The sequence below is a fragment of the Serratia sp. SCBI genome (assembly GCF_000747565.1).
In the GTDB taxonomy this organism is placed as follows: Bacteria; Pseudomonadota; Gammaproteobacteria; order Enterobacterales; family Enterobacteriaceae; genus Serratia; species Serratia ureilytica.
Genome location: NZ_CP003424.1, coordinates 3,475,240 through 3,488,498, shown reverse-complemented (window position 1 = coordinate 3,488,498; position 13,259 = coordinate 3,475,240). Strand labels below are relative to the sequence as shown.

General features: G+C 55.7%; 15 protein-coding genes and 2 tRNA genes. 11 read left to right on the top strand and 6 right to left on the bottom strand.

The features are described from left to right. Nucleotides 1-59 precede the first annotated feature (59 nt). Genes rcsB through SERRSCBI_RS16340 form a run of 4 tightly spaced genes read right to left on the bottom strand, consistent with a single transcriptional unit; the run spans nt 60 to nt 5,042 of the window. Nucleotides 60-710, bottom strand: a complete 651-nt coding sequence (gene rcsB, locus SERRSCBI_RS16355) for a response regulator transcription factor RcsB (protein WP_004935900.1) — start codon at nt 708-710, stop codon at nt 60-62. Then, nucleotides 703-3,405 carry a phosphotransferase RcsD gene (rcsD, locus tag SERRSCBI_RS16350; RefSeq protein ID WP_042785083.1) on the bottom strand — a complete coding sequence of 901 codons (2,703 nt, stop codon included), beginning with the start codon at nt 3,403-3,405 and terminating at the stop codon, nt 703-705. The genes rcsB and rcsD overlap by 8 nt, the downstream gene beginning before the upstream one ends. Nucleotides 3,406-3,425: 20 nt before the next feature. Then, nucleotides 3,426-4,580, bottom strand: coding sequence for an MFS transporter (locus tag SERRSCBI_RS16345; protein WP_042785082.1), 1,155 nt, complete (start codon nt 4,578-4,580; stop codon nt 3,426-3,428). A 54-nt stretch (nt 4,581-4,634) separates the two neighbouring features. After that, the gene (locus SERRSCBI_RS16340) at nt 4,635-5,042 is read right to left on the bottom strand and encodes a DUF4186 domain-containing protein (RefSeq protein ID WP_071883569.1); all 408 of its coding nucleotides are present in this window, start codon (nt 5,040-5,042) and stop codon (nt 4,635-4,637) included. 695 nt (nt 5,043-5,737) lie between these two features. Here SERRSCBI_RS16340 and ompC point away from each other — a divergent pair. After that, on the top strand, nt 5,738-6,874 hold the full coding sequence (ompC, locus tag SERRSCBI_RS16335; protein ID WP_033651922.1) for a porin OmpC: 1,137 nt from the start codon (nt 5,738-5,740) through the stop codon (nt 6,872-6,874). 157 nt (nt 6,875-7,031) lie between these two features. Then, nucleotides 7,032-7,448 carry a VOC family protein gene (locus SERRSCBI_RS16330; RefSeq protein ID WP_033651921.1) on the top strand — a complete coding sequence of 139 codons (417 nt, stop codon included), beginning with the start codon at nt 7,032-7,034 and terminating at the stop codon, nt 7,446-7,448. Here the strand turns inward: SERRSCBI_RS16330 and SERRSCBI_RS16325 are convergent. Further along, a complete protein-coding gene (locus tag SERRSCBI_RS16325) occupies nt 7,442-8,020 on the bottom strand; it encodes a TetR/AcrR family transcriptional regulator (RefSeq protein ID WP_033643834.1) in 579 nt (192 codons plus the stop codon). The genes SERRSCBI_RS16330 and SERRSCBI_RS16325 overlap by 7 nt on opposite strands. A gap of 108 nt (nt 8,021-8,128) precedes the next feature. Here SERRSCBI_RS16325 and SERRSCBI_RS16320 point away from each other — a divergent pair, with 108 nt between their 5' ends. The 4 genes from SERRSCBI_RS16320 (at nt 8,129) to SERRSCBI_RS16305 (ending at nt 9,380) form a co-directional block, all read left to right on the top strand. Next, nucleotides 8,129-8,596 (top strand): nuclear transport factor 2 family protein, encoded by a 468-nt coding sequence (locus tag SERRSCBI_RS16320; protein ID WP_033643833.1) that lies wholly within the window; start codon nt 8,129-8,131, stop codon nt 8,594-8,596. A 127-nt stretch (nt 8,597-8,723) separates the two neighbouring features. Further along, the gene (osmE, locus tag SERRSCBI_RS16315) at nt 8,724-9,053 is read left to right on the top strand and encodes an osmotically-inducible lipoprotein OsmE (protein WP_004935874.1); all 330 of its coding nucleotides are present in this window, start codon (nt 8,724-8,726) and stop codon (nt 9,051-9,053) included. A gap of 157 nt (nt 9,054-9,210) precedes the next feature. Continuing rightward, nucleotides 9,211-9,298, top strand: a tRNA-Ser gene (locus SERRSCBI_RS16310). A 6-nt stretch (nt 9,299-9,304) separates the two neighbouring features. Beyond that, a tRNA-Thr gene (locus SERRSCBI_RS16305) sits at nt 9,305-9,380 on the top strand. A 91-nt stretch (nt 9,381-9,471) separates the two neighbouring features. Here SERRSCBI_RS16305 and SERRSCBI_RS16300 read toward each other — a convergent pair. Further along, nucleotides 9,472-10,149 carry a LexA family transcriptional regulator gene (locus SERRSCBI_RS16300; RefSeq protein WP_042785081.1) on the bottom strand — a complete coding sequence of 226 codons (678 nt, stop codon included), beginning with the start codon at nt 10,147-10,149 and terminating at the stop codon, nt 9,472-9,474. Between the two features lie 242 nt (nt 10,150-10,391). Between SERRSCBI_RS16300 and SERRSCBI_RS16295 the strand changes: the two genes are divergently transcribed. The 5 genes from SERRSCBI_RS16295 (at nt 10,392) to SERRSCBI_RS16275 (ending at nt 13,239) form a co-directional block, all read left to right on the top strand. After that, a complete protein-coding gene (locus tag SERRSCBI_RS16295) occupies nt 10,392-10,754 on the top strand; it encodes an antiterminator Q family protein (RefSeq protein WP_042785760.1) in 363 nt (120 codons plus the stop codon). A 901-nt stretch (nt 10,755-11,655) separates the two neighbouring features. Beyond that, entirely contained in the window at nt 11,656-11,976 is a 321-nt protein-coding gene (locus tag SERRSCBI_RS16290) for a phage holin family protein (protein ID WP_033652509.1), read from the top strand. Beyond that, complete coding sequence (locus SERRSCBI_RS16285; protein ID WP_042785079.1) at nt 11,963-12,403, top strand: lysozyme; 441 nt, start codon at nt 11,963-11,965, stop codon at nt 12,401-12,403. Before SERRSCBI_RS16290 ends, SERRSCBI_RS16285 begins: the two co-directional genes overlap by 14 nt. A 57-nt stretch (nt 12,404-12,460) precedes the next feature. Further along, nucleotides 12,461-12,850, top strand: a complete 390-nt coding sequence (locus SERRSCBI_RS16280) for a hypothetical protein (protein WP_042785078.1) — start codon at nt 12,461-12,463, stop codon at nt 12,848-12,850. Then, nucleotides 12,847-13,239: a hypothetical protein gene (locus SERRSCBI_RS16275; RefSeq protein WP_042785077.1), complete on the top strand. Its 393-nt coding sequence runs from the start codon at nt 12,847-12,849 to the stop codon at nt 13,237-13,239. Before SERRSCBI_RS16280 ends, SERRSCBI_RS16275 begins: the two co-directional genes overlap by 4 nt. Nucleotides 13,240-13,259 lie beyond the last annotated feature (20 nt).

Here is a 13,259-nt window from a genome sequence, read left to right as displayed (position 1 = left end):
AGCAAACAGGCACGGCGGATGCCGTGCCTGTTTGGCGTTAACCTGCCGTGAGGCGGGCTTTAGTCTTTGTCCAACGGCGTCATGCTGACGGACGAGAGGTAGTTGAGCAGGGCGATGTCGTTTTCTACGCCCAGCTTCATCATCGCCGATTTCTTCTGGCTGCTGATGGTTTTGATGCTGCGGTTGAGTTTCTTGGCGATTTCGGTCACCAGGAAACCTTCGGCGAACAGACGCAGCACTTCGCTCTCTTTCGGCGACAGGCGTTTGTCGCCATAGCCGCTGGCGCTGATTTTCTCCAGCAGTTTGGAGACGCTTTCCGGCGTGAACTTCTTGCCTTTCTGCAGGGCGGCCAGCGCCTTCGGCAGATCGGTCGGCGCGCCTTGTTTCAGCACGATGCCTTCGATATCCAGATCCAATACCGCGCTCAGGATCGCCGGGTTGTTGTTCATGGTCAGCACGATGATCGACAACTGCGGATAATGACGCTTGATGTACTTAATCAGCGTGATGCCGTCGCCATACTTGTCACCCGGCATCGACAGATCGGTGATCAGCACGTTGGCATCCAGCTTGGACAGATTGTTGATCAGTGCGGTTGAGTCTTCGAACTCCCCAACGACATTCACCCATTCAATTTGCTCAAGTGACTTCCGGATGCCAAACAGTACGATAGGATGGTCATCAGCAATAATTACGTTCAGGTTATTCATGTTGTTGGCTACCTTGCTTCAGCAGTCTGCTGACGAAAAAATCAATCTGACTGATGTTATTCTCGATCTCGGGCGCATCACCTTCTGCGATGCGCTGTTCTAACGATTCGCACAGCTGCTTGCCGGGAAGCAGATTTAACATGGCAAACACGCCTTTCAGGCGGTGTGCGGTTTGTGACAGCGCATTGAAATCACTGCTGCCCGCCTCAGTATACAGTTTTTTGACATCATCGGGTACTGTATCGACAAACAGCCCATAGTAATCACTTGATTTCAATTGTTTTTCATAGAGTTGGATATCTTCTGAGCTCAATGAAAGCGGACTTTCTTCCTGCTCCAGCGCGGCCATTTGCTGTTCGATCAGCATCAGCACGGCGTCGATTAATGCGCCGTTCAGGTTATAGTTCACCCGAATGTAGCGTTTATCCAGCGCTTGCCAACCCGGTTCATCGGTCGCCAGCAACAGCGTGTAATCATCGGCTCGCTGCGGGTTATCGGTCAGCAGCACGTCATAATCGCGGTTGACCGCGCGATCTTCGGCGACGAGGCAGTCGGCGCCGTAAGCCTGCAACAGGCGGGTCACGATGCCGCGCACTTCATCTGACGTGATGTCCAGCAGGGCGGTGACGCCGTCGAGCAGCTTTTCCTGTTCCTGCGGCTCTTTTCTCTCCATCTCCATGGCGACGCGAATGGTATAGCGAGTGCCGATATCCACTTTGCTGCGAATGTCCAACTGGCCGTTAAGCTTCTTGCACAGCTGATTGCACAGGAAGAAAGTGAGGCCGGAACCGTGGTTGAAGCGGTCCACCAGCGTCTGGCTGAGGAACGGGTAATTGAGATTGCTGATCTCTTCGTTGGAGATGCCGGAGCCGGTGTCGTTGATTTGGAAAATCAGGCGATCCGGGTGTTCGGGCTCATGGTCGATGACCAGAGAAATCTTGCCGCAGGCGGTGGTGATAATGGCGTAATGCACCAGCAGCGAGATCACTTTGCGCAGCGCGTTGGCGTCGCCGATGTAGTTCTGTTCGACGTCCAGCTGGAAATGCTTGAACAGCGCCAGCCCCTTTTGATTGAGGGCGGGCAGGGCTTCCTGCAGCAACTCGTCGATCATCGCCGCCGGGTTGAACGGCTCGCGCGTCGGTTGCCAGTCCTGGGTTTCCAGCCGCGTCAGCAGAGTGATGTTATCGATCAATCCCAGCACCGACGACGACGCCGCCGTCAGTTGGCCCAGCAGCGCCTGCTGTTGTTCCTCATCCGGCTGGTTGCGCAGGCTGTCGACCAGATCGTGCATCTGGCGCACCGGCTGATTCAGTTCGATGCCCAGGTTGTGCAACATCAGTTTGCGCGCCTGCACGTTTTTGTCGTATTCACGCCGTGCCTGCTGCAGCCGCTTGTTCACCATGACCTCTTTATCCTGATCGTGCATCAGGAACAGGTAGGTATCCGGCGACAGTTGGCTGCGGAAAATGCGGATTTCATACACCTCGTTGTTGACCGTTGCCTGAATGACGCCGTGATGCTGTTCGGCCATATGGGCGATTTTTTGCAGGCTGAGGTGCGGCAGCAGGTGCTCGGCGATTTTGTTGCTGGCGATCACCGCATTGTTGGCGAAGCTGTAAACCAGCAGGCCGGAGGGCAGGCTGGAGACGATTTCCTGATTCAGCGCGCGCTCGGCCTCCAGCTCAACCGCCATGTTTTCGCTCGGGCGGATGTACTGGCGGCGGATAAAGTAGATGCTCAGCATCGAGAGCGCCAACAGCAGCAGATTGACCGCGATCAGCCAGATGTTGTTGCGCAGCAGATCGATGGCCAGATTAATGGCCGAAACGCGATACACCACCTTCAGCGGCGCATTGGGCAGGGCGGCGCTGAACTCCACCCAGCCGCCGCTCATCGCCGCCTGGGCGCCGAGGGCGGTTTCCGCCGGGATGGCGCTGTCGTCGAGCTCGACATCGTCCGGCTGCAGCAGGAAATTGGCGCGGGCCAGGTTGGCCGGAATGATGTCGTTGATCGGCAAGTCGAAGGCGATCACCGTCGCCAGATGCCCCGGCTGATTAAAGGTGGTGCGAATCGAGAACGAATAGGCGTTCTGGAAGCGCTGTTTGCGCAGATCGGAAAAGCTCTCGCGTTCGTCGAGCATATTGGCCTGTTGCAGCATCTCGGCGCGGCGTTCGTCCGCCGAAGTGGTCAGGTAGCTTTCCCTAAAGCGCGAAGCCAGCTCTTTGAGCGGCTGAGTGGTGATCAGACTGAGGCTGTTGTCCTGACCATTGAGGTAATACATGGCGTAGCTCTCGGTCTTGGCGCCCCAACGGTTGTCCAGGTAGTCCGAAATGTTGGCGATCATCGCCAGCGTGTTCTCGTCATGGCTGCCGAAGATCACCGCGTCGGTTTTCTTGTGCGGCTTCTCGACATAGTAGACGTCGGGGCGCAGGCGGGTTTCCTGCAAACCGGGATCGACATTCTGCGCCGGCGCGTTGCCGAATTTGTCATAGACCTGATAGGTCATGTAGCGATAGGTATCGATGCGCTTTTGCAGCGAACCGGCGATGCTGTTCAGCGTGTACTTCTTTTCCGCCAGCCAGGCGTTGGTGTAGTTGTAGCCATACAGGCCGATGCCGATCGTCAGCAGCACGATAAACAGCAGGAAACAGCGAGTGATATTGCTGGAGCTAATGGTCAGTTGTTTATTTTGCATAGTGGCTGCGCATTCCTGAATCAGCGAGTGACGGCCCTGGCGCTGGCGGTCACCGCCAACAGCAGAGCGGCTACGCAGGCGAAGGCCACCGTCAGGCTGGAAAACTGAGCGACAAAGCCGATCAGCGCCGGGCCTGCCAGAATACCGGCATAGCCGACGGTGGTAACGGATGCGATCGCCAAATTGGCCGGCATATCGCGTTGGTTGCCCGCGGCGCTGAACAGAATCGGCACGACGTTGGAAGCGCCCAGGCCAACCAGCATAAAGCCGACCAGCGAAACGGTGGCGTGATTGAAGGCGATAGCCAGGCTGAGACCGACAGCGGCGCACAGGCTGCCCAGCAGCAGCACCCGGTAGCGGCCCAGCGAGTTCACCACCCGATCGCCATTGAGACGGCCGAGCGTCATGGTGATGGAAAACAGCGCATAGCCCAGCCCGGCCTGGCTGTGTTCGACGCCGCGCAGCGTGGTGAGGAACAGCGCGCTCCAGTCGAGCATCGAGCCTTCCGCCAGGAACATGATAAAGCACAGAATGCCGATAAACATCACCCAACCGCGCGGCAAGACGAACATCGGTCCGCCGTCGTCGGCGCCGCTGTCACGCAGCAGATGGCGGCTGGCGAACGCCAGCAGCACGATCACCGCCAGCACGGTGAGCAGGGTGGATTGCAGCGGCGTCAGCCCCAGCCACAGCAGCGCGCTGACGCCGCCTGCGCCGGCAATGCCGCCGATACTGAAGAAGCCGTGAAAGCCGGACATCATCGCCTTGCCGCTGTTGCGCTCGACGATCACCGCCTGCACGTTCATCGCCACGTCTATCATGCCGATCGCCGCGCCGAACAACAGCAGCGCCACGGCCATGCCGCCGAGGGAGTCCATCAGCGCCAGCAACGGCAAATCGATGCACAGCCCCAGCCCCGCCATCAGGATCACCGCGCGGCAGCCCAGTTTGCCGGTCAGGAAGCCGGTCAGCGGCATCGCCAACATGGAGCCGGCGCCGATACATAACAACAGCAGGCCGAGCGAGCCGTCATCGAGGCCGATGCGCGTTTTGGCGAAGGGCACCAGCGGCGCCCAGGCGGCCATACCCAGGCCGGCGACGAAAAAGGCCAGGCGGGTGGCGATCTGTTGAGGAACGCCGGGCGTTTGCTGTTCATTGCACAAGGTGGCTGTCATGTAAGCGTCAGGATCTTGGGTCAAAAGAGTGGCGAAAGTTACTGACAGTTTTTATCACAATCCGCGATCCGGGTCGAAAAGATTCGCGCCTGATTCCTCTCTGGCGCCGCCTCGGCGCACCAGCCATAGGGCGATCGCCTGGACAATATAGTCTTTTTGCTGCTCGTCCAGCGCGATGCCCTGCGGTATGCCGTGCCATTTTTCCAGGCAGCTTCGGCAGCAGGTGGCGGTGGCGTGTTGGGCGACGAACACCGGGTGGCCGCGCATCGGCGTCTGCTTGCCATCGTTTTTGGGGTGGTCGGCGGCCAGACGGCGATCGATAAAGTCGCGGGCATGGCTGAGGATCAGCGGCAAGCCTTTGTCGTCAAGATAGCTCTGGTCTTTGGGATTCAAACGGAAACGGGCGCGGAAGGGGGAGCCTTGCAGCCGCCGCCATAGCGCCTCTGGGTGAAATGGCATCATGACTTTACTCGCTGAGGGTGAGCTTTTTTTCAGGCTACCAGAAGTGAAACTCTGCGGCCAATTTTGCCTGTGACACACAATATTCGGCGAGATAAAGCACGAAATGAAAAACAAATTCAATTTGTAGACCAAAATAAGAGAAAAGATTAGCAATTAGTGCGGATGTAAATTGGCGAAACTATATCGCGAGGTTATTTATTTGCGTGCTATTTGTGCGAATTGAAATTGTGAGGACAGTGTGGAGGAAAATAAAAAACCGGCCAGAAGCCGGTTAAAGGTATGCAGAAATTATCTTCGGATAATGAAGGTAATAATGAAAATAATGATGATAGCGAGGTGATTATAGCGGCTGCGTGCAGGCGGCGTTTTGGCACAATGTGCTTATTGTCCAGCACAATTGTATGGTTGGCTTTTTTTTCTTAAAGATTTGTATAACTACATGATTTTTTATCAATTAATCTATTCTTTGTCTTTAAGTGCTTTATTTTGTTTGTCGGTAATGTTTTGTGAAAGTTCGCGCGTATTTACATTTTGAAACCTTTATTAATCACGCTGAAACACTATCGGATACTTGGTATCATTTTCTTTCTGGATTAATATAACCCTTGTTACCAGAATGGTAATGCACAGTCGTGCTAATAATGCTCGAAAAGGGCAGTGGCCGTAGCTCGACATAATTAACGAGGATAATAACGATGAAACTTCGCGTACTCTCTCTGATGGTACCCGCACTGCTGGTTGCAGGCACAGCAGGCGCGGCGGAAATCTACAACAAAGACGGTAATAAACTGGATTTGTACGGTAAAGTCGACGGTCTTCACTATTTCTCCAGCAACAACGGCGTGGACGGTGACCAGTCTTATATGCGTTTTGGCCTGCGCGGCGAAACGCAAATCAGCGATCAGCTGACCGGCTACGGCCAGTGGGAATATCAGGCTAACCTGAACCACGCTGAAAACCAGGACAACAAGAACTTCACCCGTTACGGCTTCGCCGGTCTGAAATTCGGCGACTACGGTTCCTTCGACTACGGCCGTAATACCGGCGTGCTGTACGACGTCGCGGCGTATACCGACTTGCAGCCTGAGTTCGACGGTATGACCTACGGCGCCGACCAGTTCATGTTCCAGCGTTCCAGCGGCCTGGCGACCTACCGTAACAACGACTTCTTCGGTCTGGTTGACGGCCTGAACTTCGCCCTGCAGTACCAGGGTAAAAATGGCAATGGCGAAGAGACCAACAACGGTCGCGACGTCCTTGGCCAGAACGGCGAAGGCTACGGTATGTCCATGAGCTATGACATGGGCTACGGCATCAGCGCGGCGGGCGCCTTCTTTAACTCTCGCCGCACCAGCGAGCAGAACGGCGCTAACGGTCACCAGAACATCATGGGCCGCGGCGACAAGGCCGAAGGTTACTCCGGCGGTCTGAAATATGACGCCAACGACGTCTACCTGGCGGTGATGTTCACCCAGTCCTACAACGCGGCGCGTTTCGGCAGCTCTGCCAAGGATGATGGTGCTTACGGCTACGCCAACAAGGCGCAGAGCTTCGAAGCCTATGCGCACTACCAGTTCGATTTCGGTCTGCGTCCGTTCGTCGGCTATAACCAGACCAAAGGTAAAGACCTGGGCCGCGCCGGTAACGGCAAGGACTACGGCGATCAAGACCTGGTCAAATTCGTCGACCTGGGTGCGACCTACTTCTTCAACAAAAACATGTCTACCTATGTTGATTACAAAATCAACCTGATGGACAACAACGACTTCACCGACGCTGCCGGTATCAACACCGACAACGTGGTTGCCGTGGGCCTGGTTTACCAGTTCTAAGCACCTCAGTGTGAACGTCATCGCGCGGCCTTCGGGCCGCGTTTTTTTTGCCTGTAAACCGGTAAAAAAGCACGGATTGATCCGCTATCGGCACGGGAAGCACCGTGGTTTTCCTCCTCTAAGCCTACGCTGTCAGTACAAAAAAGAGGGGGATGATATGGAACTCAAGATCGATAAGGTGATCGAAACGGTGCTGTACGTCAGCGATATTGAGCGAGCGGACGCCTTCTACCGAGAAGTGCTGAGGTTGCCGGCGATGGTCGCCAACGAGCGGTTCCGCGCCTATAACGTTGGCGATCGGAGCGTATTGTTGCTGTTTGTCGAGGGCGATTCGCTGCGTGGGGCGCATTATCCGACCGGCTTTATTCCCGCGCACGATGGCGTGGGGCCGGCGCATATCGGGCTGGCGGTGGCAAAAGACCAACTGCCGCACTGGGAACGGCATCTGACGGCCAACGGCGTGGAAATTGAGGGGCGCATGCGTTGGGATCACGGTGGCGAGAGCATCTACTTTCGCGATCCCGACGCCCACCTGTTGGAACTGGTGACGCCGGGCATCTGGGCCAATTACTGATCGAACCCGCCTTGCGCCAACAACGCCAGCGCGGCATTCAGCACCTGCAACGCCGGCTGCGGCTGGCGCTCAATCTGCACCCTGACGATGGCGCCGTCGATCAGCATCGCCAATATCGCGGCGTGCTGTTCCCGCTGCGGGCCTGCGGGCAGGTGGCGCGCCAGTTCATCCGTCATCTGTTGCTTATGCCGGCCGGCGAGGTGCAGGCTTTCCGGCAGCAGATCGGCGATCTCCACGGCCGTATTGATAAACGCGCAGCCGCGAAAACGCGGATCGTCGAACCATTCCGCCAGGCAGGGCGCCAGCGCCGGCAGTAACCCGCCGCTCTGCGCCACATGTCGATCCAACGCTGTACTGAACCAGGTTAGCCACTGCTGGTGGCGATAGGCCAAAAACGCCGTAATCAAATCGTTCTTGCTGGGAAAGTGGCGATAAAACGTCACCTTAGTGACGCCTGATTCCTTGATGATGCGATCGATGCCGGTGGCGCGGATCCCTTCCTGATAGAACAGATCGTGGGCCGTCAGCAGGATGCGCTGACGGGCGGGCAAGGTGTTGCGATCAACGGTCATCATTTTTCTCCCAAGCTATTTTCGAGTGATTGTAGACAACTCTGTCTACATGCGCTAGCGTAATGATGTAGACAGAGTTGTCTACTTACCTATACGCAGGAGATGATCATGAGCATTAAACCCCCATTGCCGCCTTTTACCCGTGAATCCGCCATCGAAAAAGTACGGTTGGCGGAAGATGCCTGGAACAGCCGCGATCCTGAGCGGGTTTCGCAGGTCTATTCCCTCGATACCCATTGGCGTAATCGCGCGGAGTTTGTCGACGGCCGCGCGGCGGTGGTCGCATTTTTGCAACGCAAGTGGGCGAAAGAGCTGGAGTATCGGCTGATTAAGGAACTGTGGGCGTTTGACGGCGCGCGCATCGCGGTGCGTTTCGCCTATGAGTGGCGCGACGATTCCGGCAACTGGTATCGCAGCTTCGGCAACGAAAACTGGGAGTTCAATCAGGAAGGGTTGATGATCAACCGCCATGCCTGCATCAACGACATGCCGATTCGCGAACAGGATCGGCGTTTTCATTGGCCGCTCGGTCGGCGCCCGGACGATGTCCCGGCGCTGAGCGATTTCGGCTTTTGAATCCGATGTCGCGCCCGCGCCGGCCGAACGTGAGAAAAAGCGCACCGATCGACAAAGGGGAGTTTGTAGAAAAGCCTTTCCACTTCTAGACTTAGGGGACAACAAACGTACTCCAAGAGGACAAGCTATGACGAAGAAGTTGGTTTTGGCCGTCGGCACTGCGGCGGTATTTTCCATTCTTGCCGGCTGCACCGCCTATGACCGTGCAACCAGTTATGTCAATGAGCCGGTGGTCAGCGATGTCAAAGTAGGGATGACCAAGCAGCAGGTGCGGGCGATTGCCGGTCCGCCGTCGACGTCCGCCACGCTGATCCATGCGCAGGGCACTTGCGACACCTATGCGGTCGCGCCGCGCGATGGCAAAGTGCAAACGTATTTTGTCAGCTACAACGACACGGGCCATGTCATGAACAAGGGCTATCAAACCTGTTCAGACTACGATTCGCAGCCGAAGTAATCGCGTTTCAGCCGAACATAAAAGCCTCGCTTTTGCGGGGCTTTTCATTTTTTAAGCGTTTAAGGCCTGAAGTTTAGGCAACTGCGCCGCCGATGCGATTTTTTTGCATCAAAACGATAGACATTTCATAACGGTATCGCTAATATCAGCGCCCATTGGAAGGATGGCCGAGTGGTTTAAGGCAACGGTCTTGAAAACCGTCGAGTGTAACAGCTCCCAGAGTTCGAATCTCTGTCCTTCCGCCAAATTCAGCCGGCTTAGCTCAGTAGGTAGAGCAACTGACTTGTAATCAGTAGGTCACCAGTTCGATTCCGGTAGCCGGCACCATGATAAAGCAGTACCGGCGCCCTGAGTGCAAAAAAAACCGTCAGCCGTAAGGTTGGCGGTTTTTTGCATTATGTCGTCTCAAACGGGTAGGTCAGGGCAGCCAGGCACCGAGCACCACCCCGAGAATCATGTACTCATCGGCATTCAAAGTCGGACAACCCGGCATGTTCCCCTTAAGCCACTGATGACCGGCTTCCTCAACATACCTTCTAAAGATAAGTTCTGCGCTGTCGCAGCGTTTCGCTATCACCTTATCACCGGACACGAGCTCGGCTATACCGGCAGTCATGGGTTCGACAAGAATCAATGCTCCCTTTGGGTAATTGGCGCCGGCAGAGCCGCTCATCGTGTCATCCCGCACCGGCAACCAGTAGGCCAGAGCGCTGCATTGCACCATCGCCGGGTAGTGGACGGTCGTTCCTTTGCGCAACTGTTCATGAGACAACGGCAATGTCCACGCCAGCAGCGGCAGCGTTTTAGCCAAGGCCTGTGCGGCCTTCTGCCTGACGGGGCGTTGCCCGGTCTGCTCCAGGCCATCCAGCCAGCCGATTTGCACGGCGAAGTACTGTTCAATCCTTCGCGCCATGTCCCCACTGATGCCCTTTTTACCCTTCTTGCCCGGCGGGTAGAGCAGACGAGAAACATAGTCTGCGGCAATGCCGAGCGCCTCGGCAAGGCGCTTTTGCCCCCCCACGCCGAGGTTATCGATCAGGATGATCAGACGCTCTCGCCGCATCTCCTGCAGGTGCATTTTTTGCTCGTTTTTCATGAGGCCATCGTACCTAAATTTACCTGCAGGTAAATGGATTTTCGCTATTGAAAAAAAGATACCTCTGGGTATACTTGATACTGGCTATTTATACAGTGCTTTGGATGATATCCCTCGGTGGGTCCGCCGGGCGGATCGGTTGTTGCGTCTTGGCGCACGCCGAGCAGAAGAACGGCTCGATCGACGTCGGTCAACAACATGGAGCCCTGGCGATATGGCAAACGCCCAAAGGAGGTGGAAGCATGAGAGATATGAATGAGGTTTTGGAGCGGTGGGGCGTATGGGCCAGGGATAACAGCGGCATCGACTATTCCCCCATTGCTGCCGGGTTCAAAGGGCTGTTGTCCTATAAGTCGAATGGCGAGCGTTCCTGCTGCGATGATGACGGCCTGGTGATCGACGGTTGCGTGGGCAGATTGAAGAAATACAAACCCGAAGAGTTCGATCTCATCATTGCCCACCATGTTTATGGCATATCTCTGCGTAAGATCGCCCTGAAAAGGAAATGTTCAGACGGTACGATACGCAAAGAGATGCAAACGGCGGAGGGATTTATCGGGGGATGCCTGGCGATGTTGGATATAAAGTTGAGTATGGATCGCTGAAACGCCTGTCGTTGACGTTGATGAGGGTTTATTTCTTGTTTCCCTATTGCGTCAGGAATAACAATAGCGCATGCGCGTTGCAATAATTAATAAAAGGCTCACGCGTACGCAAATAAGCGTGTAATCTGATAAAACTGAATTGTTGCCGGCGCCGCCGCACGATAGCTAAACCTCGCTTCGGCGGGGTTTTATTTTTTATAATAAAAGGCTCGCGCGTACGCAAATAAGCGTGTAATCTGATAAATCTGAATTGTTGTCGGCGCCGCCGCACGATAGCTAAACCTCGCTTCGGCGGGGTTTTATTTTTTATAATAAAAGACTCACGCGTACGCAAATAAGCGTGTAATCTGATAAAACTGAATTGTTGCCGGCGCCGCCGCACGATAGCTAAACCTCGCTTCGGCGGGGTTTTATTTTTTATGATAAAAGACTCACGCGTACGCAAATAAGCGTGTAATCTGATAAAACTGAATTGTTACCGGCGCCACCGCACGATAGCTAAACCTCGCTCCGGCGGGGTTTTATTTTTTATGATAAAAGACTCACGTGTACGCAAATAAGCGTGTAATCTGATAAAACTGAATTATTGCCGGCGCCGCCGCACGACAAATAAACCTCGCTTCGACGGGGTTTTTCATTTTTAGCCTCCTTGTCAAAACGGTCAATCACTCACTGAATAATGACTGTCGTTGAATGGCCACGACGGGAGGCTAATCCTTCTCCTTTATAAAACGGCGCAATCCTTATTTATCTGCTCAGGTTGGGCAGAACGGATAAGCCATTTTCGACAGCGTAAATGGCCGTTTTTTAAATGGAGCAGGAATGACGGTTAGGGGCTGCATTTCGCCGCTCTTTTCCATGACTCCCGACGATCGGGCTATGCCCCGGTAAGGGGAGGGTGATGACTATGCCTTGGAAAAATGAACCAAACATCCTTTCAATGCTGCTTGCTTTCGGTATGACGCTGCTGGGGGCGATCGCCAGCTATTCCTTCAAGGTCTTGAACGGCGAAACCTTTAGCTGGAGGACGCTGTTTTTGCAGCTGTTCGTTTCTATTTTCGCTGGTTTGACCATGGTGATGATTGCGCTGCATTACGACTGGCCTTCGGAGGTGATGGGCGGCGTATGCGGTATGGCGGGATGGTCGGGAGCATCGCTGATCAAGGCATTGGAACGCCGATTTCTCAATAAAGCGTCAGGAGGAAACCATGAAGATAAGTGACGACGGCATGGCGCTGATTAAGCGTTTCGAAGGCCTGCGGTTGCAGGCTTATCAGGACTCGGTCGGCGTTTGGACGATCGGCTACGGGTGGACTCAACCGGTAGCGGGACGAAAAGTTGGGGCCGGCATGGCGATCGATGCCGCAACGGCCGAGCGTTTGCTGGTGTGCGGTGTCGCTCAATTCGAACAGGGCGTCGAACGGCTGGTGGCGGTGACAGTCACGCAGGGGCAGTTCGATGCGCTGGTGAGCTTCGCCTATAACCTGGGCCTGCGCGCGTTGGAAAACTCGACGCTGTTGCGCAGGCTGAACGCCGGCGATCGGCAGGGGGCGGCCGACCAGTTCGGCCGATGGGTGAATGCGGGCGGTGTGCGGCTCGATGGGCTGGTTGCCCGGCGCGCGGCGGAACGCGCGCTATTCCTTTCCTGATGCCCAAATGCATCTGCAGAACGATTCAACTCTCGAAACGACGGAGACCTTGTCCAAATGATTGAAGATGAAATTCAACGCTCGCTGACTGCGCTAACCCATCTGGCGGTTCATCCGCTGATCCTGCCGGATCCGCAGCAAGAAGGCGTGACCTATCAGAAGATCAGCGATCTGAAAGTGAACACCGGTCTGGTTGACAGCTCGCTGGTGCAGAGCCGTTTTCAGGTCGTGTTGTACGTGATCGACGATTACTCCCGGCTGATCGCTCTGGACAAAGCGGTTTTGAATGCCTGGGAAGGGGTTCAACATGGTCATATCGGCGAATGGCCGGTACAAGCGGTCACGCGCAGCACCCTTTTGCAGAGCGCCACGCCCCTGGCGGATAACCGCGTCCAGTATCGGATGGCCCGCGATTACCTCATCACTCATTCCGAGGTGGCGGCGTGATCGCCATAAACGTTACCGGCATGGCGGAATTGACTCGCCGTTTGGAAGCGATTCGGCGCGAGGTCGCCAGTCACATTCTGCCGGAGGCCGGCCACGCCGCATTGGCCCCGGTTCTTGGCACCATGCGGCAGTGCGCCGAACGAGGGGCGCCAAACAGCGAACCCTCGCTGAGCGCCGGTATCGCGATACGCCCGGCCGTTACCGGATGGAACGCGGTGACGTTGCGCGTCGGCCCCAGTAAACAGCATTACCGCAGAGCCCTGGAACAGGAGTACGGCATGGCAACGCAAGCCGCCGCCCCGTTTATTCGCCCTGCGCTGGATCACCACAAGCACCAAGTGTTACGCATCCTGGCGGCTCACGTCCGCTATGGCATCGAAAACCGGTAGCGACCGCTACCATCCTTCAT